At 61.1% G+C, this 23,842-nt stretch carries 19 protein-coding genes; 3 read left to right on the top strand and 16 right to left on the bottom strand.

All coding sequences use genetic code 11. The features are described 5' to 3' along the window. Positions 1-325: 325 nt before the first annotated feature. The 5 genes from P1L41_RS17625 to P1L41_RS17605 all read right to left on the bottom strand — a co-directional run bounded on the left by P1L41_RS17625 (position 326) and on the right by P1L41_RS17605 (position 6,684). Positions 326-709 carry a DUF7970 domain-containing protein gene (locus P1L41_RS17625; RefSeq protein WP_276298759.1) on the bottom strand — a complete coding sequence of 128 codons (384 nt, stop codon included), beginning with the start codon at positions 707-709 and terminating at the stop codon, positions 326-328. Beyond that, positions 706-1,551 (bottom strand): ParA family protein, encoded by an 846-nt coding sequence (locus tag P1L41_RS17620; RefSeq protein WP_276298758.1) that lies wholly within the window; start codon positions 1,549-1,551, stop codon positions 706-708. Before P1L41_RS17620 ends, P1L41_RS17625 begins: the two co-directional genes overlap by 4 nt. A gap of 364 nt (positions 1,552-1,915) precedes the next feature. Beyond that, positions 1,916-2,239 carry a DUF6788 family protein gene (locus tag P1L41_RS17615; RefSeq protein WP_276298757.1) on the bottom strand — a complete coding sequence of 108 codons (324 nt, stop codon included), beginning with the start codon at positions 2,237-2,239 and terminating at the stop codon, positions 1,916-1,918. Between the two features lie 316 nt (positions 2,240-2,555). After that, on the bottom strand, positions 2,556-3,830 hold the full coding sequence (locus P1L41_RS17610) for an orc1/cdc6 family replication initiation protein (RefSeq protein WP_276298764.1): 1,275 nt from the start codon (positions 3,828-3,830) through the stop codon (positions 2,556-2,558). Positions 3,831-5,760: 1,930 nt separating this feature from the next. Next, positions 5,761-6,684, bottom strand: coding sequence for an LLM class oxidoreductase (locus P1L41_RS17605; RefSeq protein ID WP_276298756.1), 924 nt, complete (start codon positions 6,682-6,684; stop codon positions 5,761-5,763). A 202-nt stretch (positions 6,685-6,886) separates the two neighbouring features. On the opposite strand from P1L41_RS17605, the gene P1L41_RS17600 reads away from it, so the two are divergent. After that, positions 6,887-7,837 (top strand): AAA family ATPase, encoded by a 951-nt coding sequence (locus tag P1L41_RS17600; RefSeq protein ID WP_276298755.1) that lies wholly within the window; start codon positions 6,887-6,889, stop codon positions 7,835-7,837. On the opposite strand, the gene P1L41_RS17595 is transcribed toward P1L41_RS17600, so the two are convergent. The 3 genes from P1L41_RS17595 to P1L41_RS17585 are packed head-to-tail and all read right to left on the bottom strand — an operon-like array spanning position 7,834 to position 11,182. Beyond that, positions 7,834-8,328 carry a DUF7519 family protein gene (locus P1L41_RS17595; RefSeq protein ID WP_276298754.1) on the bottom strand — a complete coding sequence of 165 codons (495 nt, stop codon included), beginning with the start codon at positions 8,326-8,328 and terminating at the stop codon, positions 7,834-7,836. The genes P1L41_RS17600 and P1L41_RS17595 overlap by 4 nt on opposite strands. Beyond that, a complete protein-coding gene (locus P1L41_RS17590; protein WP_276298753.1) occupies positions 8,325-10,277 on the bottom strand; it encodes a DUF58 domain-containing protein in 1,953 nt (650 codons plus the stop codon). Before P1L41_RS17590 ends, P1L41_RS17595 begins: the two co-directional genes overlap by 4 nt. Then, positions 10,274-11,182: a DUF4129 domain-containing protein gene (locus tag P1L41_RS17585; RefSeq protein ID WP_276298752.1), complete on the bottom strand. Its 909-nt coding sequence runs from the start codon at positions 11,180-11,182 to the stop codon at positions 10,274-10,276. Before P1L41_RS17585 ends, P1L41_RS17590 begins: the two co-directional genes overlap by 4 nt. Before the next feature lie 367 nt (positions 11,183-11,549). On the opposite strand from P1L41_RS17585, the gene P1L41_RS17580 reads away from it, so the two are divergent. Continuing rightward, on the top strand, positions 11,550-13,025 hold the full coding sequence (locus tag P1L41_RS17580; RefSeq protein ID WP_276298751.1) for an aldehyde dehydrogenase family protein: 1,476 nt from the start codon (positions 11,550-11,552) through the stop codon (positions 13,023-13,025). 18 nt (positions 13,026-13,043) lie between these two features. Here P1L41_RS17580 and P1L41_RS17575 read toward each other — a convergent pair whose 3' ends face one another. From P1L41_RS17575 to P1L41_RS17565, 3 genes are all read right to left on the bottom strand, one after another. Further along, a complete protein-coding gene (locus P1L41_RS17575) occupies positions 13,044-13,877 on the bottom strand; it encodes a creatininase family protein (RefSeq protein WP_276298750.1) in 834 nt (277 codons plus the stop codon). 170 nt (positions 13,878-14,047) lie between these two features. Next, the gene (locus P1L41_RS17570; protein WP_276298749.1) at positions 14,048-15,349 is read right to left on the bottom strand and encodes a M24 family metallopeptidase; all 1,302 of its coding nucleotides are present in this window, start codon (positions 15,347-15,349) and stop codon (positions 14,048-14,050) included. Positions 15,350-15,449: 100 nt separating this feature from the next. Next, complete coding sequence (locus P1L41_RS17565) at positions 15,450-16,259, bottom strand: aldo/keto reductase (protein WP_276298748.1); 810 nt, start codon at positions 16,257-16,259, stop codon at positions 15,450-15,452. Between the two features lie 343 nt (positions 16,260-16,602). Between P1L41_RS17565 and P1L41_RS17560 the strand changes: the two genes are divergently transcribed. Then, positions 16,603-17,271: a hypothetical protein gene (locus tag P1L41_RS17560; RefSeq protein ID WP_276298747.1), complete on the top strand. Its 669-nt coding sequence runs from the start codon at positions 16,603-16,605 to the stop codon at positions 17,269-17,271. A 71-nt stretch (positions 17,272-17,342) separates the two neighbouring features. Here P1L41_RS17560 and lpdA read toward each other — a convergent pair whose 3' ends face one another. The 5 genes from lpdA to P1L41_RS17535 form a co-directional block, all read right to left on the bottom strand. Further along, positions 17,343-18,761, bottom strand: coding sequence for a dihydrolipoyl dehydrogenase (gene lpdA, locus P1L41_RS17555; protein WP_276298746.1), 1,419 nt, complete (start codon positions 18,759-18,761; stop codon positions 17,343-17,345). A 96-nt stretch (positions 18,762-18,857) separates the two neighbouring features. Next, positions 18,858-20,609 (bottom strand): 2-oxo acid dehydrogenase subunit E2, encoded by a 1,752-nt coding sequence (locus P1L41_RS17550; protein ID WP_276298745.1) that lies wholly within the window; start codon positions 20,607-20,609, stop codon positions 18,858-18,860. A 104-nt stretch (positions 20,610-20,713) separates the two neighbouring features. Beyond that, positions 20,714-21,139, bottom strand: a complete 426-nt coding sequence (locus P1L41_RS17545) for an OsmC family protein (RefSeq protein ID WP_276298744.1) — start codon at positions 21,137-21,139, stop codon at positions 20,714-20,716. A gap of 360 nt (positions 21,140-21,499) precedes the next feature. Beyond that, complete coding sequence (locus P1L41_RS17540; protein WP_276298743.1) at positions 21,500-22,876, bottom strand: hemolysin family protein; 1,377 nt, start codon at positions 22,874-22,876, stop codon at positions 21,500-21,502. A 67-nt stretch (positions 22,877-22,943) separates the two neighbouring features. Beyond that, complete coding sequence (locus tag P1L41_RS17535; RefSeq protein WP_465260861.1) at positions 22,944-23,759, bottom strand: DUF8054 domain-containing protein; 816 nt, start codon at positions 23,757-23,759, stop codon at positions 22,944-22,946. Positions 23,760-23,842 lie beyond the last annotated feature (83 nt).

Here is a 23,842-nt window from a genome sequence, read left to right as displayed (position 1 = left end):
TTCGTGTCACCTCTCTTCTGGCAACATGCCGGTAGGTTTCTAGCGCCGCGAAATGCCTGAGAACAACTCTCAGGAACACATCGATAGAGGGGTGTGGTGGCCCCTGTATGGAGATTCACACACCGAAAGTATTGCAGTATGACAGCAGTGGTGTTTTCTCAACCAGTATCGATATGTCCAGTTCCTACTCTCATTCTTCTGCAAAATATTGTTTGAGGGGCTCTGTAGGGTATTTCTCGATAGGACCATATCGATAGGGGTGTGTCGGTGCAGCCAAGAGAGGAGTTAGTGTTCGATAGCAAATAGTTCTCAGTAGGGAGCTGTTCTAGTCCCAGTCGTACCCCCACTCGCGAAGCTCGTCCACGACGAGGTCTGGATTGTCCATAGCAACGACGAGTGCCGCTTCGAGTGCATCGGTTTTGTAGACGTCCTCTCCCAATTCGTCCTCTAGCGTTCGGAGGAACGCTGATTCACGCTCTTCGATATGTGGCCTGAGGAAGATCGGTCGCTGTTTCCGGTCCTCCTTAACCGAACTCCGACGGAACTTGTACGGTATCGTTTGGCCGCTTGACGCCTCCGACCCGGCCACGGTGTCTTCGAGATCGCTCTCAGTTTCGAGCCGTGGGGTGCTATGGTCGTTCTCTGTCGTCGATTCGTCTGCTGTATCGTCGGTCTCTGCGAAGGGGTCGTCCCCAGTGCCAGATTTCATGCTGTGACCTCCGTCTCCGTGACCGTGTGTAGCTGCTGTGCGAGTGTTTCGAATTGCTCGAGCGTCTCGAGTTCGTAGTCGCGCTCCCGCGTTCGATGCTCTTCGACGTACCGGAACGCAGAGCACTGCTTTCGCCAGCATCCTTCGAGAAGTGAGGACCGGTCTCTCAATACAACCGGGATATCGTACCCGGACTCTTCGAGACGGGACAGCATCTCCTCCTGGTCGTTGGTCCCTTTGAAGCGGTTCGGAACGGCAGCCAGCACACCAACGTTGATACCGAGCGTCTCTTCGAGCCCGTCGACGAGGTCTGCGAGCCCAGTTACGGACTGTTGTCCCTTTCCACTCGGCTCGAATGGAATGACCAAGTTCCGCGTGGAGTGAATCGCGTTGTAGAGCTTGACGTCTGCCGTTGCAGGGGGGTCGATGATGACCGTGTCGTAGTTCGACGGGATGTCCGCATCCTTCAATACCCGGAGCAGCTGGACGTTCGGGTTCCAGTTCTCACCGAAATCTGCTGCTTCTTCTTCACGACGACGCAGGTGCTTCGAGAGTACCTCGAGCGAATTGTGTGCCGGGACGATATCGACGCCCTCTGACTCCTCAATCAGGTTCTCGAACGGACCGCGTGGCCGCTCGACCAGGTGACGAACCAGACTGTCGGAGTTCGAGTCCGTTCGCGACCCCGCGACGTCGAAGAGATACGAGAGGCTCCCCTCCTGGGGATCCATATCTATCGTGAGTACGTCGTTTCCGGCTCGGGCATCTGCCACCGCTAGGTTGGCGGCGAGTGTGGTCTTGCCCACACCGCCCGCCTCGCTGTACACGGTATAGGTCAGCATACTCGGTCAATTGTGGCGGGAGGGTATAAAGATAAGTCAGACGGTATAGCCATATAGAATAACTATACTATGATATCAGGCACTTTCTCGACCGTTTAGTTCTCGTAACACGTGCACGTCGGTTGCTGGTTCGAGGGTTGAAAGTCGTCTACACCGATCACTTGTGTTCAAGCCCCCTTTCCAGTATACTGCTGAAGTCCGTATCGCCGTGTATCGACAGAAGACTCGGGCAAATCAACCATCAAAGTACACATTATATTGGTGACAGCACAAACAGCGTTCCCGGATGCAGTATTTCGAGTGTATCGAATGAAGAGGGCCGTTGGTCGGCGTATATCAGCGACGCAGAATGCACACCAGGTCTCTATTTGTCTGAATCAACCGGCCCTTTGTACTTCGACTTCACTTTGTCGCCGTCTCTCCATTGCCAGTAATAATAGCGATTGTCGTTGATCTCCTTTATTGTGACCGTCGCCTTCGATGGAACGTCGGGTGGCAGCTCATCTGGCCGTTCCTCGAACCGGTCATCGTCCGAAGTCTCGTCGAGACGGTCATCGCGCGTCTTATATTCAGCTAACGCCTCGGCGTATCTGGCAACCTCACGGAGGCGTTCGGGCGTGGATTCGTTGAGCGTGTTTACCAGCTCTGTCGGTAGACTTCCATGAGGGGTCGGTGGTTCGTAAGCCATCGATATGCTCCTGTTTAACCAACATGGCGGCGATTTTCTAAGTTTTGTGGGTTAAGAACCGTATCGACCTACCTCGAGAATACACATCGATAGAGGTGTGTGGCTGGTTGTGCCAGCACCATTATATTCGAAATCTCAGAGGCCGTAACCAATACCGAAGCTGGCAACGTTGAAATTCTAAACCCCATCTTCAGTTGGAGATTCATATGCTGAAAGTGCGCATATTAGCGGCTCTATCGAACGATTACACATCGATAGAGGGGTGTGAGAAGTAGTTGTATGGATTGCGGAAACTACTCGCGACACTCAACGCTATCTAGCGCTCGTTTCGTAATTGTGCGTGAACGACAGTCTGGACTTCGTCCGGAGAGAGCATCTCGACCCTGGAGTCCTCGCGGAGCGTCTCGAGAATCGTCTGGGGCCGTTCACCGAACTGGAACTCGAGGAACATTCCGGAGGTAGGCCCGTGACTGCGACGCTCGAAATCGACCAGGGAGTATGTCGTCATCTCCTTCATCTTGTTGACGTACGTCTCCTGGTGGTACTGGTCAGCGTCGATAGACTCTGTCAGGAACTGATACACTCGGTAACCAGTCGTACTCCGTGCGGTTTCGTCATCGGATTCTGCTGCGACGGCAGCGGTAGCGTAGAGGCAGAGTTTCTTCTGGGTGCTGATTCCACGGACGACCTCGAGCACACGGTTCTTCTCGACCTTGTCTTGAGCCTTCCGAACGTGCTCTTCGCTGACGCGTGTCGACCCCTCCCTTTCGGCGAGATTCCCTGCAACCCGGACGAGATCGATTGCCTTCCTGGCGTCTCCGTGAGTCTGAGCTGCAAACGCAGCGGCGAGTGGGATGACGCTTTCATCGAGGACGCCGTCGTAGAACGCGTCCTTACGACGGTGGAGTATATCTTTGAGCTGGTTAGCGTCGTAATCAGTGAAGTGGACGTCTTCCGGCGTGAACGAACTCAAGGCACGGCTGCCGACTGACTCCATCATCTTGGTGTCGTTCGAGATGGCGACGACCGAGATGTGTGTCGAGATATCCTCGTCACCGCTGGCACGGGAGAGCTGATAGAGGAGGCGGGAGAACGCAGGCTCTTGTTTATCACGACGTCCGACCAGCATATCCAGTTCGTCGAGGACGATAACGACCGAATCGAAGTTCTCGTTGATGATGCGATACAGCTCGTCCCATTTTTCTTTCGTTGCGACGCCGTGTTTCGCGACTTCCAGTTCCACATCTGCCTCCTTAGCGGCCTGTGTCGCGAGTTCGTAGACGCCGATTCCGAGCGTATCGAGGTCCTGGCAGTTGATCTCGACCGTGCCGAATCGGATGTCCCGTGTGCGGCAGATTTGGCTGATGTTCTTGCAGACGGCTTTGGTAATCAATGATTTGCCCGTGCCCGATGGACCGTACAGGAACAGATTGGGTGGCCGGTTGTCACCAAGCGCAACACGGAGCATCTTGGTGATCTCCTGCAGCTGTTCGTCTCGACCGACGATTCGGTCTTCTTCGACGACGTGGTTGGGGTCTAGCAACTCCCGATCGCGGATTACCCCGTCCTGTTCGTCGAATTCGAGGAGCATCTCCTCGATAGACGTCTTACCGGTACTGACGTCGTCCGCTGTGGATGGAACGTCGGTTTCATAGCCGTCGGTTTCAGAGTCCGGAATATCGACTGGGGTTCCCAAATCAGACACGTCTTCTGAAGCGCGAAAATCATCCGTTTGCGATTTTCCCTCTTCGGATGTAGATTCCTCACGACTTCCAGTAGAGAGGTCTACCTGGGTCGATGATGAGGAATCCGCCTGCGGGGAGCCATCATCCGAGGTGGGGTCCTCAGAGACCATATCGGAACACATACAGGCGATGACCAAAAGTGTTCGCACCTCTATCGATGTGTGATTCGCGGACAGAGTTTCCGATAAGTGGGTTCCACCGCAGTGAGAGGGAAAGAGATACGGAAAGTAGCGAAGGTGTAACGATGTGTATGAACGAGTGCGAACCGGCCGTCGAGTGATTCCGTTACCTAGCGATGAGTCGCCGTGAATGATCTATATGAGGACCCACACCCCTCTATCGATGTGTTCGAGAGGGGGGGAGTAGGGGGCTCTCACGAGGTGACTCGACTGATTGTTACCGACAGAAGAGCCGGTTTGAAGGAGTTATAGGTTCTTTACGACTGTCTCCACGTTTATTTCTTGTGTGATGGTCTGGTGATTTCGCAGTTTCTCTTCTCTTCTTCTAGCTTTCTAGACTAGAACACTCACACACACACCTCTATCGATGTGTTCGATGTGTAGATTCAGTCGATGTCACTGATCGCCTGCTTTCGCTCGAGTTGCTGGATAGGCGCTCGGACCAATCATCGGTTATCGTCCGTTATTACGCCTCTATCATCTGTTTCTTCGCGTGTTCGTCGCCCGAGGGTGAAATCTCTCGCGTTGTTCCGGACGTACACGTTCAAACCGAACACATCGATAGAGGTGTGTCTGTCCAGGTCCTCTCTACATCTCGATCGTTTCACCTCGCTCCTTACCTCCTTTTTTGTCAAAACCTACACTGTCTCCGTAATCTGGGGTTACAGCTCGCCGAACTGCGACTGATCTACGAAGCAAAACACATCGATAGAGGTGTCTATCGCATATAGTTCCCGTCCCAAGCACGTCCGACGGAAAAGTAATCAAGCAGTGGTCATCGAAACGCTACCCGCACAGTGGTTGTTGTGTCGATCTCCTCAATGTCTGTGCTCTCAACTCGCTCCGACTCGCTTCAAATCTTAACCAACAAACATCGTCAACCGACGCTACTGTAGTTAATCCTGTAATCGACGTCTCGCTCTCTCTTTGAACGAAGTGACTCTCAGCATCGGACCAACGTAATTAGAGCAAGCAACCATGAAGGAACGAGGTATTGCTGAATCAACCATCCGACTGAAGATGTCGAATCGGATAACTGATTACTTACGGGAAACTATCGAGTTTATACAGATATTTGAAAGGATTGAAACTCGTTCGGGTTCGTTCTGCAGACGACTTACAGCGGATAGAAGATGGAATATCTTGGGTTCCGTCACTGGGAACTACGCACTATCTCTACATTTACCAAACTTATAAGCAATGTCACAGAAAAGCAGTGATTTCGGGTTGCCAGCCCGGCACTATGCCAAGCAACCGTGTGGTGGCTCGGATAGGTCCCTTGTGGGACAATATGTTCGACGAATCCATCGGGTCTATGTTTTGTGGTTTCGTCAAAATCCGTGCAGGCTCCGCTCTGCCTGGAAATATCAAGGGAATAGCTCAGAACAAACCGGATTCGAAGCCTTCCTGGGTAAATCAAACCTACATTCATCTGGAGTCGATTGGGTGGAGTGTAATATACTGGTGGAATCAAACAATGCGGTTCGCTTCGTTCCAGACCTTGTCAGTGGGAGGTGAATAACACGATTGAGTGCGGTGACGTGAGACACGATTGAGTGCGGTGATGTGAGGATTGTGGGTATTGCTAGGTCGTGCGTTAGTGTTCGGCTATAATCGAATCAGCGAACGTCGTCATTGCGCTCTCTGGCTCGTCGGTGACCAGACTCACGATGACGTGATCGAGGCCGTACTCCTCGAGACGGCGAAAGTACCGACGGAACCAATCGATGCCTGCCCGATAGCCGAGGTGAAGCGGCTCGGGTTCCGCACCAACATCGTCCGCGAACCCGACACGAACGGCGATTACGAACGGTTTGTCGGTCGTGAGCTCGCGCCACTCCTCGAGATAACTCTGGAGTGTCCCGTCGGGAAGATGGTAGAACAGCCAGCCGTCACCGTGTTCAGCGATCCACTCGAGTGACTGGCGGGCGTAGCCTGTCGGGATGAGTGGCAGCGTGTCTGTCGTCGGTTTCGGGAGCACGTCGAGTTCCCCGTCGAGTCGTCCCCAGGGGCCATCGATTACCGGATATTCCTCGCGCCAGAGCGTGCGAAGCACCTCTACACTATCACGGACTGCCTGACCACGGCCGTCCGGGTCGACGCCGAAGGCCGGATACTCCGGGTCACGGTCACCGGATGCGATACCGAGGACGAGCCGTCCATCGGACAAGCGGTCAACCGTCGCCGCAGTCTTCGCGACGTGAATCGGGTGCCGTAACGGCAACACGACGCTCGCTGTGCCCAATGCAATGCCCTCCGTGTGCGCAGCGAGATACGATAACAGAGGCCACGGGTCGAATGCCCCACCAGCGTCACCGAACCGTGGCCAATACGTCGGGACGTCTCGCGCCCAGATCCCATCGAATCCGACCGATTCAGCGTGTTTCGCGAGTCGGAGTTCGTCTTCGACGACCGGCGTGGACTCTCGTTCGCCAGTGAGCGGAAATCCGATACCGAACGAGAGTCCATCCCCACCGAATAATCGCCGGTAGCCGGCGTTTTCGTAGGCTAACTCACTCATCGGTCAGTCTATGTCGCTGCGACATAACTACGCTGGGATGGCGATTTTCGAGACAGCCCCGTCCTCATCGCGCACCGATCTAGCCACGATGAATGACTCGGTCAGATTGTACCGAAAACAGTGAATACATGCTTCCATAACCCACACGTGACAGCGTACTCGTCGTCAACAAACGCGTACCCTGCAGCGTGAATTCAGCATAATGGACATCGCCGACGCTCATTCAGAATCCGACGCCGTACTAACAGCGGTCGAACAAGCGGTCATCGCCGACCGAACGTTTCTCGAGACCGTTCTGCTCGGTGTCCTCGCCCAAGGACACGTCTTGCTTGAGGACGTCCCCGGAACGGGCAAGACGTTGACCGCTCGGAGCCTCGCGACGGCACTTGGGCTGTCGTTCTCGCGGATCCAATTTACGCCCGACCTGCTTCCGTCGGACGTCACCGGAACGCACGTCTTCGATGAGCGTGATCGAACCTTCGAGTTCAACGAGGGGCCGATCTTTGCACACGTAGTGTTGGCCGACGAGATCAACCGGGCGCCCCCGAAAACCCAGAGCGCACTTCTGGAGGCGATGGAAGAGCAGCAGGTAACTGTCGACGGGGAGACCCACGAGTTACCGGATCCGTTCTTCGTCATCGCGACGCAGAATCCGGTCGAGCAAGAGGGGACATTTTCGCTCCCCGAGGCGCAAATCGATCGGTTCGCGGTCAAAGCGAAGATGGGCTATCCAAGTTACGAGGGCGAGGCCGAACTCCTCCGTCGACGGGAGAATCGGGAGGACCGGAGCCCATCCGTCGAATCGGTCCTCTCGGTCGACGAGGTGCGAGAGCTCCAGCACGTTCCGGAGACAGTTCGCGTCGACCAGGACATCCATTCGTACATCCTGGATATCTGCCGCGCGACGCGAAACGACCCGAGAGTGTCCATCGGCGTCTCGCCACGCGGAACGCAACGCCTGTACGAGACCGCTCGGGCCCGTGCGGTCATCTCGGGACGTGAGTACGTGACCCCGGACGCAGTGAAATCGATCGCGGTTCCGGTGCTCGCCCATCGACTAGTGTTGACACCAGACGCTCGCGTCGAGGGAGTCGAGAAGAGTGCTGTAATCGAGGACGTGCTTGACGATACGCCGGTCCCGACCGTGGATTAACGGAGCGTCTCGACCAACAGGAACGCTGCGACCAGCAGGAACCCGAGAGCGACGACCGGTTGGCCGCTTGTTCCAGAGCGATAGAGTCCGTACCCGACACCCGCGGTGAGGACTCCGACGGTAATGCTCGTAGCGACGCGGACAGTTTCGAGACGGGTCGTATCGGCTGCTCGGCCGAGCTGGTTCCCGATGCTGATCGAACTGTTCCCGATATCCCCGGCGAGCACCGCACACGTAACGCCAAGGAGCACCGGGAGGACCGGGGCTCCCTGGATGCCGGCGGCAATCGCACCGATGAACAGTCCGAACGTGCCAAGCGGGACGGCGGCACGCAGTCCGCGCAGGAGTGCAATCACGAGGAGGAGGAGCCCGGCTGTTCCGACGGCGAGTGCGGCCCAGGAGTACAGGCCACTCGTTGCCCAGGCGACGACTGCGACACCCAACGATACGGAGCGACTGAGCGGGGCCGGTCCCCGGTCGACTCTCGTCATTTCGACCACCGCCCGATGAAGCGAGCGAGCGCACCTTCGAGATGCGTGTCGGTTTCCCAGTCGATGACTGGAATCCCCGCACCCCGGAGCCGCGAGAGACGGAGGGCCCGTGCGATGCGAGCGAGCCGGTGGCCCGGCGTGCGGTCGGCAGTCGGATCCGGGGTGACGATAGAGACGGGATACCCGTATTCGTCCAGTCGTCGAGCCAACCCAGCGCTGTGTTCGTCACAGAGCGGCGAGAAGAACATGACCTGCGTCCCGGCGGAGAGTCGCTTGCGGAGGCGGTTCTCCCACGGCACTGAACTCGGTCGAGATTCCTTGGGAACCGGCGAGAAGGCATCGTGAGTCGCGAGCATCTCGCGGGCGGCGGCAGTGTGGCCGGCGCCAGAGCTCGGAGAGAGCCAGCACGAATCGGAGCCATATGCAGCAATACCGACTCGGTTGCCCGTATCGACGAGCGTCGCGAAGACCTGCCCGGCGGCGTCGACCGCGCGGTCGACGGCATGGGCTGTGTGAGGGGCTGCAGAGCGGTACGCTGCTTCCCGCACGTCGACTAGAAGGAGGACACTCGTCGAGCGCTCCTCGCGAAAATCGATGGTGGTCAGTTCGCCCGTCCGGGCGCGACGGTTCCAGTCGATACGGCTCAACGGGTCGCCGGAACGGTAGTCGCGTGTCGAGTGGAACTCGACGCCTGGGCCGCCACCCGCTGTTTCCACCTGGCCGACGTACTGCGTCGCGCGGTCGCGAAGCGGCACCCGAACGTTCAACGGTCTCAGCGCAGGGATACACGTTATCGTGGACTCGAAGTGATGTGCCTGCTCCTGTTCCAACTCGGCTGCGAGGTCCCGGCCCGCGACAACCGTGTCTCCGAAATCGTGGACCCCTCGTCTGGCCGTAACTTCGTACTCGAACGTCGCGCTGGATTCCGGGCTGAGTGCCGTCCCGAACCGCGGTGAGCCGTCGGTGACTTCCAGTGCCTCCGGCACACCGTCGACGATGCGGAGGTCGGCCAAGGTTCCGCCGCTCTCGTTCGAAACGGTCACCGACACGGCGACTGTGTCTCCGGGATCTGGTCGGTGGTCGCTGAGCGTCCGCTCGACCGTCACGCGACCCGGCTCCAGAGCGCCGGAACGAGCGAATGCGGCATAGGCGATTCCCACGACGCCGGCGAGTAGGACAGCCGGTTGTTCGACCAGCATGCCCGCTCCGATTCCGACGAGAGCGATGACACTCACTCCCTGCCAGTGACCGGTCGGATGAATGTCACGCGTGACGACACCGTCGCCGTCACCGGTGGGCTTCGATGCTGAAAAACCGGTAGACGAAGATTCCGGGGAGGATTCTGACTCGTCGACACTGCGCTGGTCGGTCCCTGTGCTGGCGTCAGGACTGGACGTGACCCCAGTGACGGCGGCTATCGCGTCCACTGTGTGTCTGATGTTTCGCTGTAAGGTGATCTCCCCCCGGGCCACGTTTCGAAGTCGGGCGCTTATCGACTGTTTCGGGGTATCTTCGTCGGCAAGAAACGCGCCAGCGTAGACGTCGTCTGTCCACGACTTTGCGTTCAGCTGCTCTCTGGCTTCTGCTTCCGAATAGCCACTGTACTGCGTCAAGGCGGCGATTGCGGCCATGGAGAGTCCTTCCCGAATACGGCTCCGGACTGCGTAGAAGTTCTTCAAGCCCAAAAACTGGTTCAGCGCGGACTCGAACTCCTCGCCGGGCGCTTGTGTCGCGACGGGCAGTTCTGGGGTCGGAAATTCCGCTTCGTCCAGCCGGGTCAGCGCGCTGGCCCGAATGACTCGCAGCGCCTGTAGAAGCGGTAGCACGCCGAGTGCAGAGATGACGATTCTGTCGGGGCTGGCCGGAATCGTTCCCGGCGAGACGATGGCGATACCCGCGAGAACGAGCGAGACGACACCGGCGACGAATGCTGTGTCGCGGTAGTTCATGCGTCGTCTGTCTCCTTCGCTTCAGCGTATCTCGCTTCGATCCGTCTGAAGATGGCGACGGCGCTCCGTTCCCGGTCCGTGGACGGCTCCAGGTCGCCGTATCGGACGTCTTCGAACAGTCGAGTCAGCGCGTCGACGTCCTCGCGACCCAGTCCTGCATCGACTGCTGCCTCGGCAAATTCCCCTGGAGTGCTGGTCTCGGGGGCGGCGACGTCGAGCAGGTCGGTCATCTCCTGCCATGCGCGATACACCTCGTTCTTGGTGTCTGTTTCCGCTTCGATGCGGTCGGCAGCCCGCCCCGCTGCTCGTCCCACGGCGGCGGCGTCTCGGTCACTTGCTTCGACCACCTCCGCCCCGCTGTCGGTCTCGGCCGGCTCGATACCTCTCCGAGCGAGGATGACGGCGACGCTCCCGATGACGAGCCCGAGGGCCAGAAGCGCCAGGAGCAGTGGGGGCTGCGGGCTCGTTGACTCCGTCCCACCACCCGACCCACCACCCCAGAATCCACTGCCCGGGTCCAGTGCGGGCAGACTGGGTGCGAGTGACGACGTCGTCAGGAAATTGAGCACGATGATGACCAGCCCGACCAGGAGCACGCTGACGGCGACGAATCCGATGGCTTGGCGCCAGAACAACAGGATGTAGGCGATACTTATGATAATCGCGAGGACGGCGAGTGCGGTAGATAGCTCCGTGAGAAACGGGATCTGGAACGACCCACCGGCGGTCAGGTTCGTCGGCGGCGGTATCAATCCTCCGGGATTGCCACCGCCCCCATCACCGCCAGCGATACCGCTCGAACCAGCCGTCTCGAACGAGGTTGTCGTATCGAGTGTCGCTGCAGCGAGCGCGACAGCGACGGTCGCCAAGATTGCAACTACCGCAGACCGCACCGAGTCTTTCATCTCAGGGCCCTCCGACGGCCCTCGGGAACTGCCGGCACCGACTGTCCGGGACGTACCGGGCAGTCCCATCCGCAATCGATGACTGCAGGCGGATCGCTTTGTGTTCCACCACCGTGATGACCTATACAATGTTGGTTCAGTCAGACGCAAGAACATTTCCATTTCTCGCACCCTGCCCAGCGTTCGAGTACCGAAACGATACTTCGAGGTTAACCAACAAAACGTGACGCTGGTAGGTGTTGTTGGTTAAGGTTTGGAGACTGAGCAGATGCCACCCTCGTGCGCGAAGTGAACTACGGTGGGCTGTGTGATGGGTCACCCATCATCTACCATCACATTTAACTCTGAATCACTCAGTTGTCATACCATGAGGGACGACTACGACTTCGACAGAGATTGGCAGCTGCTCGTTGACGGCGCGTTTCGAGACGCCGACGACGGGGAACGCCTGCAGGTAGCTGACCCGGCGACTGGCGAGGTCTTCGCCACAGCACCCGATGGAACCGAAGCGGACGTCGACGACGCTGTCGACGCTGCGAACGCCGCAAGTGACGAGTGGAAGTGGACGGACCCCGCAGACCGCGCGTCCGCGCTCTACGAGATTGCAGACACCATCGAGGACCATCACGACGAGCTCGTCGCGCTCGAGACACGTGAGAACGGGAAGCCACTCGATCAGTCTGTCAACGACGTCGTGGCTGCGGCCAAGACGTTCCGGTACTACGCCGGCGGGGCAGACAAGTTCTTCAGCGACACCGTCGAGCACAGCCCCGAGCAGGTCCGCCAGAAGGTGTTCGAACCCTACGGTGTCGTCGGCGTCATCGTCCCGTGGAACTGGCCGCCGATGCACACGGCGGACTTCGTCGCACCGGCGCTGGCAGCGGGCAACACGGTCGTCCTCAAGCCCGCCCCGGACACGCCGCTGTCGTCGCTTCGCATCGCCGAACTGGCCGCCGACAGCCTTCCCGATGGCGCACTCAACGTCGTCAGTGGCGGCATCGACCCGGGCATCCGGCTCACCAGTCACGAGGACGTCGACATGCTGACGTTCACCGGGAGCGACAAGAACGGCGAGAAGGTGCTCGCTGCCGCGGCCGAGAACATCACGCCGACGATGATGGAGCTTGGCGGGAAGAACCCGGCCATCGTCTTCGAGGACGCCGACATGGACAAGACCATCGGCGGTGTCATCGCCAGCACGTTCTACAACAGTGGACAGGCCTGCTCGGACGCCGAACGGATTCTCGTTCAGGAGAGCGTCTACGAAGAGGTCACGTCGAAGCTGGCTGACGCGCTCGAAGCGCTGGTCGTCGGTGACGGCTTCGACGAGGCCACACAGATCGGTCCGATGGCCAACGAGGCCCAGGTCGAGAAGTTCGAACAGTACCTCGACATTGCGCAGGGTGAGGGCGCAACCATCCTCGCACAGGCCGAGCCACCGTCCGATGCTGCCCTCGACGGTGGGAACTGGGTCGCACCGACGCTCCTCGACGACGTCGTCCAGGACTCGCGGTTCGCGTGCGAGGAAGTGTTCGGTCCGGTGGCCGGCATCATCCCATTCAGCGACGAAGCGGAGGCAATCGAGATCGCCAACGCCGTCGACTACGGCCTTACGGCGACCATCTGGACGGACGACGTGAGCAAGGCCCACCGCGTTGCGAGTCACGTCGAAGCCGGTCAGGTGGCCGTCAACGCCACGGGCGGCGGCGGGCTCGGGCTCCCCTTCGGCGGGTACAAGCGCTCCGGCGTCGGCCGGAAGAAGGACTTCACCGAGACGATGCGGGAGTTCTCGACGGTGAAGGCCATCCGCATCGACACGACGGACGACCGGCCGTCGCTGTAACACCCAGATTCTTTTCTGCTATTCCACTTCCGAAGCCGAGGACGCGTCGCCGCCGACACGGTAATCGACGTCTTCGAGAATCCCCAGCGCCTCTGAGATATCGTCGGCACACGCGGCTGCCACCCGCTCGACGAACTCTGCGGCCAGTTCCGCGTCGTCGGCACCCTCCAGGTCGCCGTACCAGCCGGACTCGTACATGATGCGGACGTCCGGGATGATGGGATAGGCGCGTCGGTTGCGGCGGAGGTCGTCCATCTGTGAGGCGTGCTCTTCATCCGCGGCATCGGTCGCCCGTTCCAAGTGGACGGTGTCGGGCCGCCGTGCGAGTACTGGTAGCACTTCCAGCGGGCCGCCGTGAGTCAGGTCGTGGTAGTCCTCGTACAGCTCCTGTGCGGCATAGGAGGCCTGTGAGATGACGAATCGGACGTCCGGGAACTCCTCCTGGAGCCGGCCAGCGGCGGTCTCGATGGACGACGTGTTCCCCTCGTGCCAGTTCACGACGACCACCTTGTCGGCGCCGTGCTGGATGAGACTCTCACAGACGTCACGGAACAGCGCCATGAACGTCTCGGACTTGAGATGGATCGCCCCCGCCATATCGGCATGGAACGGGGTGACGCCCAGCGAACCGAACGGAACGAGGAGGCCGTCCAGCTGGGTCGCGACGCGTTCCGCGATCTCTCGGACCGCGTAGGCGTCCGTTCCGACCGGGAGGTGCCCGCCGTGCTGTTCGACGCTTCCGGTGGGGATGATAACCAGTCCGTTCTCCTCGAGGTGGTCCTCGATCTCGTACCGGGTCATCGCTTCGAAATCGTTCGTCCGCTCGAACGCTGAGTTGGTGTCTTCGGTCATGTCAGTTTCCTCTATGACTCCTGTCAGCAACTCTCAGCACCGGGGCGCAAAAAGCTACCTATGGTCGCAGTCCACTGATTCGGGGACGGTGGCCGGATTGTCGGGGCCGAAGCCCCATCCGACGACCACCGTGGCCGTCGCCTGACTGGTGTCGCCCACCAACGCTGGACCTACCACTCGGCGACCAGTAGTTCGTGCGGGCAGTCCGTCAGGCGCTCCGCTCCGTCGTCCGTGATGACGTACGTGTGCCCGTAGAACTGGCCGAGGAGCCCGTCGTCGGTGATCGGGTTCGGTTCCAGCATCACCACCGCACCGGGCTGGAGCGATTGCTCGTAGTCGTAGGCGCGGATGTGGTCGGGCCCGACGTGCGGGGAGTTGCTCACGAGGTCGATGCCGTGGAGGTGGGTCGGCCGGGACTGGTAACCGTTGTCCCGGAAGAACTCCCCGGCCTCTTTGATGGCTTCGAGGTCGTTCCCGGGTTCGAGCTCGGCGGCCATCCGCTTGTATCCCGGCAGCGTAATCTCGTCGAACATCTCCCTGACCTGGTCGGTCGGCTCGCCGACGCAGATGGGCGCGCCGATCTGTGCGGTGTATCCCTCGTATCCGATGGCGAGTTCGTTCAGGATGATGTCGCCAGCCGCCAGTTCACGCTGGGACGGTCGTGGGTTCCCGAACACCTGTGCCGGGTCGTCCATCGGGGTCGACCCGATGATGAGGAAGTCAATCTGCCCGCCGCCCTCCAGCGCTGCAGATGCGGCGGCGGCTTCGAGTTCTTTCTCCGTCACGCCGGGTTCGGCCCGGTCGCGGATGGCGTACAGCGCGTCGACGCACAGTTCGCCGGCCTTGCGGTGGTACTCGACTTCCTCGTCGCTCTTCCGGTACATGAGCTCGTGGAAGAAGTCCGTCACGAGGTCGACCGACCCGTCGGTCAACGTATCGCGAATCGTCTCGACGTGGTTCACCGGGGGGTAGTCGTCGAACTTCCAGTCGGCCTTCGCGATGCCGACCTGTCCGTCGGCACAGTCGCGGTCCGCGAGGATGTCACAGACTACGTCGCCGAACGCCCCGCTTTGGGACGGGCGGACGTCCTCCGGGTAGACTGCCTGCCGGACGGCCTCGGCGTGGGTGCCGCCGAACGAGTAGACGAGCGCCGGGTCGCCCTCTAGCGGGACGACCACGTACTCGACCATCGAGTGCCAGTTCCAGTGGCCGGTGAGCCACAGCATCGCGCCGCCGTGGCTCCAGTGGTACGGACCGCCGGGAACTACCAACGCGTCGAGGCCGCGGTCGGCCATCTTCTCGCGCGTGATGCGGTAACGTCGCTCATACTCGTCGTCGGAGAACGACGGATAGACCGCGTCCTCGTAGTACGGCGTGTTTCGCATGTCCCCGAACGCCTCGCTGTCGTCCAGGCGGTGTCGCGCGTCCTCGAAGTCGGTGCCTTGTTGTCTGTCGTCGGTGTCGCGTGTCATGTGTTCGAGATCCCCATTTGGGTCGCCGATTGCTCGTCTCGTCTCGGCCCGTAGTCGTCTGTCTCCGACCCTGACGGTACTACAGACCGCTCCCTCTTAGTTACCAGTTCCAGGGTGCCTTCGTGGGCGGGTCGACCACGCGACGAGTGCGGTCGATGGCGTCGACCCGTTCGAGGGTGGCCTGGTCGACCTCGATCTCCGACGCCGCGAAGTTCTCACGGAGATGCGCTTCGCCGGTCGCCTTCGGAATCGGAATCACGTGGTCCTTGCTACAGAGCCACGCCAGCGACAGCTCCGAGGGGCTTATGCCCGCGTCGTCTGCGATCTCCGACAGCTCCGGGACGTCGAAGATTTCGCCACGCATCAGCGGACAGTACGCCACGAGGTACATGTCGTGTTCCTGGACGTACTCGTGGAGTTCGGGCTGCTGGCAGAGCGGATGCATCTCCACCTGGACCGCGAGTGGCTCAACATCGAGGATCTCGCGGGCCTCGTCGAGCAGGTCGGGCGAGAAGTTGGCCAGCCCGACGTGTCGCATGGCGTCCTGGCCGAGTAGTTCGTTGAACGCCGACAACGTCTCCTCGGCGTCGTACTTCGGGGCTGGCCAGTGGACGTACAGCATGTCCACCTGGTCGACCGCGAGTTTGTCGAGGCTCTCCTCGACGCTGTCGAGGACGTCATCGTGTGCGAGATTGGGTTCGGCGACTTTCGTCGCCAGGAAGACGTCGGAGCGCGGGACGTCAGACTCCGCGATGCCCTGTCCGACCTCCGCTTCGTTCTCGTATTTCTGTGCCGTGTCGATATGTCGGTACCCCATCTCGAGTGCGGTCTGGACGCTCTGAACGCAGTCGTCCGAAGTCTCGTAGCGCATCGTCCCGAGACCGACCGGTGGTAGTTGTTCCGTCGGCATGCTGGTACGTACAGATGGGAGCTACATCAACGTTCGTGCGGGACTCGCTCCACAGGTGGCTCGTCCCATCGACGGCCAGGAGCGAGCTACCAACCGAAGTCGTATCCGAAGTGTATCAGAGACCGCCAGCGCCAAGTCAGCACCGCCGGAAGAATCGATCAACTACCGTCCGGTCACCGACGAACTGATGGCTGTCCCGGTGGTGTACTCCGCGTCGTCGGATACCATCATGTGGGTGTCACCTGTAGTCTGTCGAGACACGCCCAGGTGACGTTGAGTCTTCGGGTGGTCTGCCCGACGCTGTGGCGACAGGTCTATATCCCATCTTTCCCTCTATCAACTCATGCGACGGTGTCCAGAGTGTCAGACTGCCGTGTCACAGACTGAGACGTGTCCGGCATGTGGTGCGGAACTGGACGGCGCGGCGGCCGAGACCCCAGTCCACGACGCGGAGCCCGTGCCCGACGTCGATTCGGACCCCACGGGTGGCCCAGATATCGCCGACGCCGATGCGAACCCGGTGGCCGGCGGGGATATCACCGATGCCGACTACGACCCGGAAGCCGAGCGAGAACGGTTCCAGCGCCGGTTCGGAATCGACATCGGAGACCGAACGGTCGACGAGTACCTCGACCATCTCGACCAGCAGGATTATTCGCCGACGCCGTGGTTCTGGCTGCTCATCGTGACGGAGATCGCCGGCATCATACTCGCTGCAGCCACCTTGTTCGACGTGATCGAACTCGGTGTCGAGGGTGGCATCGTGTTCGCCATCATCTCGGTGGCGCTCGCAGCGCTGGTCTTCGCCGACACGCGTGTAGTCGGGCAGTTCGAACGGTGGGCCAAGATCCGCTGGACGTACATCTTGATGTCCGCCATCCCCGTCATCGCACACCTCACCGGGATCTTCTACCTGCTCCTCCGACGGCTGAAACACGAGCAGGCAGTCGAGTACCGCCGTCGCCTGATGAACGCTGGCTTCGATATCGGATTCGAATCCGCCGACGACTGACGCTGCTGGCGTCGAGTGCTGTTCTAGACTGTTTCCAACATGCCGAGCAAACCGCGTCTACTTCGGCGCGGTCAGCGGTTCGAGGTGTGGACGGCCTGCCCGAGCGCGTGCTCGGCGGCCTCCATGACAGACTCAGAAAGCGTGGGGTGTGAGTGGATTGTCGAGGCTACGTCGGTAAGCGTCAGCCCTTGCTCGACGGCCAGTCCGATCTCCGCGATAACCTCCGAAGCCTCAGGACCGACCATCCGGCCGCCGAGTATCTGTCCGGACGCATCGTCGGCGACCAGTTCGACGAACCCCTCGGCCTGGTTCGTCGTCAACGCGCGACCGGACGACTGGAGCGGGAACTTGCCCACGGTCGTCTCGTACCCCGCTTCCGCCGCCTCGTCGGCCGTGAGCCCCGCCGTGGCAATCTCCGGGTCGGTGAAGACGACTGCCGGGACCATCCGCGGGTCGTAGGTCACGTCCTCGCCGGCGATGACTTCCGCCGCCGTGATTCCCTCGGCACTGGCTTTGTGTGCGAGCATCGGTTCGCCGGCGACGTCACCGACCGCATAGATGTGGTCTGCCTCGGTACGACACTGGTCGTCGGTCTCCAGGAACCCGTTCTCTTCGGGCTCCAGACCGATGGCGTCCAGTCCGAGGGTGTCGGTGACCGGCTCGCGGCCGACCGCGACGAGTACCCGGTCTGTCAGGTATCGCGACGTCTCGCCCTCGGCCGTCTCCGTCTCGACCTGCATGCGGTCCTTCGTTGGCCACCACTCGGTCGCGGCCTCGCCGAACTGGAAGGTGACGCCACGCTCTTCGAGCGAGTCGGTCACTGGGTCGGTGAGGTCACTCGGATACCCCGGCAGCGCTTCGTCGAGCATCTCGACGATCGTCACTTCGGTACCGAGGTCTGCGAAGACCCCGGCGAGTTCGAGGCCGATGTAGCCCGCGCCACAGATGACGATCGACTCGGGGATCGACGAGAGTGATAACGCGTCTCGGGACCCGAGGACCGGGAAATCGTCGAAGTCGAACCCCGGAATCTCGATCGGCCGCGACCCCGTGGCAATAATACAGTCGCTGAACGTCAGCTTCGTTTCGTCCCCGTCCGGCCCTCTGATCGAGACTTCGTGGGTATCGACGAAGTTGGCGAGCCCATCGACGACCGTCACACCGTTCGTCTCACACAGTGCCTCGACCCCGCCGGTCAGTCGGTCGACGACACCGTCCTTCCAGGACACCATCTGTTCGACGTCGATCTCGGGGTCCGCCCGGACACCCATCGTCTCGGCGTCGCCCGCGTCACGGGCGATGCCCGTCGCGGTGATCAATGCCTTCGACGGGATACAGCCGTAGTTGAGACACGTCCCACCTACAGCGTCCCGTTCGACTAGCGTCACGTCGAGTCCACGCTGGGCTGCCCGAATCGCCGCGACGTATCCGCCCGGGCCGCCTCCGATGACTAGCACGTCTGTCTCTGTCGGGATGTCCTGAAGCTCCATCGTCGTCTGGCACGGTATTCCTGGTCAGGACAGATAAGTATGCCCCTCTCCCGGTCCGAAACGACTGGGAAATGGCGACCGTCCGTACTCAGCCAGTCAGGGAGATCTGATAGTCGTCTCGATATCCCTGTCGATATCGTCGTCGATTACCTGGTTGACGTAGCAGGCGCGTTCTGCCATCTGGACGACCCGCTCGACGTCCTCGGCGCTCTCGGCCGAGACGACGTCGATATCGGTCTCGATTCGTTCGATGCGTCCCTCCGGCGGAGACGCCTGAGAGGTCACGTTGACTTCCTCGATGTCCACACCACGTCGGTCGGCCATGTGGCCGATCATCAGTGTCAGACACGAGGAGAGGCTCCCGACGAACTGCTCGACCGGCGAGGGTGCGGTGTCCTCACCGCCAGCCTCCTCGGGCTCGTCCGCGCGCCACTCGAAGTGTCGCGAACGGACGGTCGCCTGCATCCCACCAGTCGACTCCGCCGTCGCGGTCCGGTCGCCCTCGGGGCCCGCATCTGTCTCGAGGAACGGCCCGTCGGAGGTGGGCTGTGGCTGTCGACCGAAGGAGACCAGTCGGAGCGGATGGCCCAGCGCGTCGGCCAGCGAATCCAGGAACCGGGCGCCGTCCGCCCCGTCGACCGCTCGGTGGTCGAAGGTCAGCGAGAGGCCGATCTCCCGCACGGTCTCCTCCGTCTCCGGGTCGTACCGCGAGCTGATGTCACAGACACCCAGGATACCGACCTGTGGCGGGTTCAGAATCGGGTCGAAGGATTCGACGCCGAAGTGGCCGAGGTTCGTGACGGTGAACGTCCCGTCAGAGAGGTCGTCCATCGTGTACTCGCCCGACTGAGCGAGCGAGACGAGGCGCTGTCGCTCCTCTCGGAGTTCCGTCATCGTTCGGCGGCCTGCGCCCTTGATGACCGGCGTCACCAGCCCGTCCTCGATGTCGATTGCGATGCCGACGTTCACGTTCCTGGCGAGTTTGTGGACGCCGTCCTCGTAGATGCCGTTGAGTTCGGGATGTTCGCCCAGCGCCTCGGTGACCGCCGCGAGGACGAAGTCGGTCACCGAGAGGTCCAGGTCCCGGTCCTCGGCGAGTTGCTCTTTGATGTCGAGGAGTGAATCGACCGGGACGCGTCGGTTCAGCGTCACCTGTGGGCTCTTCGCGGACTCGGTCATCCGCTGTGCGATGGTCCGACGAAGGCCCGCCCCGCCTCGCTCCTCGTAGATGTCGCGGCCCGATACGGACGTGACGTCGCCGGATAGCGCGCCTTGTTGTGGTATCGCCGTCTGTGACGCGGCGGTGCCGCCGGTGAGACTGTCCGCCGCTGCGACGACGTCTGCCTCGATGACAGCCCCGTCCGGTCCGGACCCCGTGAGGCCGGCGAGACGGGCTTCGTCGATATCGTTCTCGCGTGCGTACGAACGTGCCCGCGGCGAAATTTTTGCGTCTTCGACGGACCCAGCAGCTGCAGTCGTCGCCTCCGACGTGGTGGCCGACGCTGCTGTCTCGTCGTCGGCTGTTGTCTCTTCAGCCCCTTCGTCTTCGGCTGCCTCGCTGCCGTCGCCCTCGTCGCTTTCGACCTCGAGGTCGTCGGGGACGCTCTCGCCCGGCTCACCGACGTACGCGATGGGGTCGCCGGGGCCGACCGCTTCGTCGAGGTCGACGAACCGCTCGAGGATACAGCCGTCCTCTCTGGCCTCGACGTCGTTGGTCGTCTTCTCGGATTCGACGATCGCGATGACGTCTCCCTCCGCGAACTCCTCGTCGTCGCCGACTGGCCACTCGACCACGACACCTTCCTCCATGGTCATGCCCAACTGTGGCATCCGAACTATGTAACCCATGTTCGGTTGTTCCGAGGAAAGCATATAACCCTTCGGGGCTGCGACGGACCGCTACCGACCACCGAATTGAAACGCACTAAGTTCGTTTCAACACCGCGGGACACTCACGCGGAGACGACAGACGGGGTGACGTCGACGTCGAAATCGACGGAGTCGAGGATGAAGCAGTGGTTCTGCGTCCGCTCGAGTAGTATCTCGGCTTTCTTGTCCGGGTCGGTCACGTAGAGGTCGACGTCGAGGTGGAACGATTCCACGACTGTGGTACCGTCCTTCGGCCGGAGTTGCAGCCGTCCGTCGGCCTCGAGGCGCTCGAAGGCGACGTCCGAGTTCCCGGCGATCACTTTGAACGTCGCCACGAAGCAGTTCGTCAGCGCGACGGCGTAGTAGTTCTCCGGCGCAGGGCCGTCGAAGTCGCCGCCGAACTCCGGTGGGATACCCACCTCGAAGTCCCCACGGGACTCGGTCTCCCAGCTGTCCCCGTCGTCGGTCGCTGTCGCGCTCGCGTGGTAATCCTCCGAATATTCGACCATAGTATCGGTATGGACCGGAACCGTATATGTCTAGTCACGACAGCTAGGGATGGACTCTTGTCACCCTTCTGTCGGACGGCGGGGGCCAGCTGCTCGGTACCGCCACAATCGTTATATGATAGTGGCTTACACCCACACGTACAGGCGGCAATTCAACCATCGACTCAGGCTCGCCAGCTATAGTCGCGCAACAGTGAGCGTACGGAATGTCCCGGCGCTCGTCACACTGCCGCCTGTGCACTTTCAGTTGCCCGAGTGGCGGGCACCAGTCCCGTCACTCACCTTCTTCTCGAACGTCGACCACGAGTAGTCGCGAGTCCAACCTCCGGCTTCGGGCGACCGTCCCAGTCGAGCCACCTCCTAGTCTGTCGCCGGCTCGGTGTCGGCTGCCTGGGAGTCGGTTTCGCCGTCGTCGAGCGAAACCACTCCGGCCTTCATGATACGGGTGTTCTCGACCTGTTCGACCCGAATCTCGACCCCGTCGTACGAGATGACCTCGCCGGCCTCGACGAGACGGCCCGCGCGGTTGAAAATGAAGCCCGCGATGGTCTCGAACTCCTCCCCTTCCGGCAACTCGAGGCCGAGTGCCTCGTTGACCTCTTCGACGTTGACTTCGCCCTTGACCACGACGGAGTCCTCCCCGACGTACTCGATGGGCTCTTCTTCTTCTCCTTCGAGGATCTCTCCGACGATCTCCTCGGTGAGGTCTTCCATCGTCACCAGACCTTCGGTCGTCCCGAACTCGTCGATGACGATGACCATATGCAGACGTTCGGCGCGCATCTCGGTCAGCAGGTCGTCGACGTTCTTCGACTCGGGGACGTGCAGCGTCGGCTGGATAAGGTCCTCGAGCATCACGTCCTCGGGGACGGCCTCACCGTAGTTGAGGTCGCGAACGAGGTCACGGATGTGCACGACGCCGATGACGTTGTCCAGACTCCCTTCGTAGACTGGTACCCTGGCGTGGCCGCTGTGGATGCAGGTCTCTATGGCTTCCTCGACGGTGTCCTCCTTCGCGACGGCGGTCATATCCAGCCGGGGTGTCATCACCTCTTTGGCAATGGTGTCGTTGAAGCGCAGGGTGCGCTGGAGCATCTGGCGCTCCTCTTCGTCCAGGACGCCCTCGCGTTCGCCCGTCTCGATGATATCCCGTATCTCCTCGCGGGTGACATACGAGGTCTCGATGGCGGACCGACCGCCCGTAATCCGGTTGACCTGCCGGGAGAGGTAGTCGAACAGCACGACGAGCGGAATGAGTACCTTCTCGGCGAGTTTCAGTGGCCGGGCGATGGTCAGCGCCCACGACTCCGTGTTCTCGACAGCGTAGCTCTTCGGCGCGCTCTCGCCGAACAACAGCACCAGGGCGGTGATACCGAAGGTGGCGATGGCGACCGCCTCGCCTTGCGTGAAGTATATCGCGAGCAATCCCGTCGCAATCGAGGACATCGCGATGTTGACCAGGTTGTTCCCGACCAGGATTGTCACGAGCAAGCGGTGTGGGTCGGCTTTCAGTTCCTTGAGCGTCTCCGCACCGGGGATGCCGTCTTCGACCAGCGCCTCGGTACGGTGGGCCGGTAGCGAGAACATCGCGATCTCCGAGGAGGAGAAAAACGCCGAGAGCAGGGTGAGTACAACGATCATGACTGCTCCGGCAACGAGGATGGCACTATCGGGGACGACACCGATGCCTGGGACGGACTGGAGTGTCGGCAACGACACTAGTGGGTCGAAGACCATCGACGTACTCAGTTCTGAAGGCCGCGGAATAAGGTTTGTCATGGGGGCGAACTGGACTGTTCCGCCGTCACGGCGTCCGTTGCTCGAACAGCCGGTCGCCGGACGACGTACAGACGGCGGCGACGACGTCGTAACTCGTACAGCACGACGATACGGTTTCGGTGCGGAGTTCGACGGCGCCGCCGTCGGGACACTCAGGCAGGAACAGCCTGAGCCCCGAGAGGACCGCCGCGCGTTCGTCACTCGACAGTCGGTCCCACGCCGGCAGCCAGTCGTCGAGGACCCGACCGGCGGCGACGTCCACCCGCATCGCAGTCTGGGAGGGCCAGCGGCCGAGCTCGTAGCCGTTGGTCCGGAGGGCGACCGCCTCGTCGAACCGCTCGACCGTGACGGACCCGTCGTTCATTCGTAGCGTCGACAGGACAGTGTCGGTGTCGACGTCTGTCTCCAGGTCGTCGATCGCCGTCGACCAGGCACGGTCGAACCGCTCGGTCAGACAGAGGTCGTCGATGTCCTCGCAGGGCTCGAGTACCCCGGCGTCGAGGAACAGCGCTTCGATATCGACGTCGGTGTCGGTCTCGCCGGTCTCGCTGTGCTCGCCAGCCGGCGCTTTGCCGAACCACGCGAGGAGCCACGGCGGCATATACCGCTTGGTCAGTTCCGGCGTTCCGGGGACCAGATAGCCGCGGAGCCAGATGAGCGCCACCGCGATCAGGAACACTACCGAGGCGCTCACGGCGCCAACGGTGGACGACACGGTCCAGAGAACGGCGCCGAGGGCGACACTCAGCAGCACCGCGAGGACGAGATTGACGACGGTACACGGGGTACAGCGGTTCGAACCCGTATATTCAGGCCGTCGGAGCGAAGCGAGTGGACGCATAGACGTGTCTCGTAGATTGCGGCCGCGCATACGTATAGATTGGTGTGGTGGCTGCGGTGGTCGACCCGAACGAGGGGAACCGG

The organism is Haloarcula ordinaria (assembly GCF_029338275.1).
GTDB classification, from domain to species: Archaea; Halobacteriota; Halobacteria; order Halobacteriales; family Haloarculaceae; genus Haloarcula; species Haloarcula ordinaria.
The sequence above is the reverse complement of the archived record's forward strand: the minus strand, read 5'-3'. Positions and strand labels throughout refer to the sequence as shown.

What these genes read in the sequence shown, in the direction of transcription:
- P1L41_RS17595 (WP_276298754.1), bottom strand. Translation starts at nt 8,328, where the DNA reads ATGACGAGAGTCGACCGGGGACCGGCCCCGCTCAGTCGCTCCGTATCG.
- P1L41_RS17575 (WP_276298750.1), bottom strand. Translation starts at nt 13,877, where the DNA reads ATGACCGAAGACACCAACTCAGCGTTCGAGCGGACGAACGATTTCGAA.
- lpdA (WP_276298746.1), bottom strand. Translation starts at nt 18,761, where the DNA reads ATGGAGCTTCAGGACATCCCGACAGAGACAGACGTGCTAGTCATCGGA.
- P1L41_RS17545 (WP_276298744.1), bottom strand. Translation starts at nt 21,139, where the DNA reads ATGGTCGAATATTCGGAGGATTACCACGCGAGCGCGACAGCGACCGAC.
- P1L41_RS17535 (WP_465260861.1), bottom strand. Translation starts at nt 23,759, where the DNA reads ATGCGTCCACTCGCTTCGCTCCGACGGCCTGAATATACGGGTTCGAAC.
- P1L41_RS17570 (WP_276298749.1), bottom strand. Translation starts at nt 15,349, where the DNA reads ATGACACGCGACACCGACGACAGACAACAAGGCACCGACTTCGAGGAC.
- P1L41_RS17540 (WP_276298743.1), bottom strand. Translation starts at nt 22,876, where the DNA reads ATGGTCTTCGACCCACTAGTGTCGTTGCCGACACTCCAGTCCGTCCCA.
- P1L41_RS17605 (WP_276298756.1), bottom strand. Translation starts at nt 6,684, where the DNA reads ATGAGTGAGTTAGCCTACGAAAACGCCGGCTACCGGCGATTATTCGGT.
- P1L41_RS17620 (WP_276298758.1), bottom strand. Translation starts at nt 1,551, where the DNA reads ATGCTGACCTATACCGTGTACAGCGAGGCGGGCGGTGTGGGCAAGACC.
- P1L41_RS17600 (WP_276298755.1), top strand. Translation starts at nt 6,887, where the DNA reads ATGGACATCGCCGACGCTCATTCAGAATCCGACGCCGTACTAACAGCG.
- P1L41_RS17580 (WP_276298751.1), top strand. Translation starts at nt 11,550, where the DNA reads ATGAGGGACGACTACGACTTCGACAGAGATTGGCAGCTGCTCGTTGAC.
- P1L41_RS17585 (WP_276298752.1), bottom strand. Translation starts at nt 11,182, where the DNA reads ATGAAAGACTCGGTGCGGTCTGCGGTAGTTGCAATCTTGGCGACCGTC.
- P1L41_RS17590 (WP_276298753.1), bottom strand. Translation starts at nt 10,277, where the DNA reads ATGAACTACCGCGACACAGCATTCGTCGCCGGTGTCGTCTCGCTCGTT.
- P1L41_RS17565 (WP_276298748.1), bottom strand. Translation starts at nt 16,259, where the DNA reads ATGCCGACGGAACAACTACCACCGGTCGGTCTCGGGACGATGCGCTAC.
- P1L41_RS17550 (WP_276298745.1), bottom strand. Translation starts at nt 20,609, where the DNA reads ATGGGTTACATAGTTCGGATGCCACAGTTGGGCATGACCATGGAGGAA.
- P1L41_RS17615 (WP_276298757.1), bottom strand. Translation starts at nt 2,239, where the DNA reads ATGGCTTACGAACCACCGACCCCTCATGGAAGTCTACCGACAGAGCTG.
- P1L41_RS17610 (WP_276298764.1), bottom strand. Translation starts at nt 3,830, where the DNA reads ATGCTCCTCGAATTCGACGAACAGGACGGGGTAATCCGCGATCGGGAG.
- P1L41_RS17625 (WP_276298759.1), bottom strand. Translation starts at nt 709, where the DNA reads ATGAAATCTGGCACTGGGGACGACCCCTTCGCAGAGACCGACGATACA.
- P1L41_RS17560 (WP_276298747.1), top strand. Translation starts at nt 16,603, where the DNA reads ATGCGACGGTGTCCAGAGTGTCAGACTGCCGTGTCACAGACTGAGACG.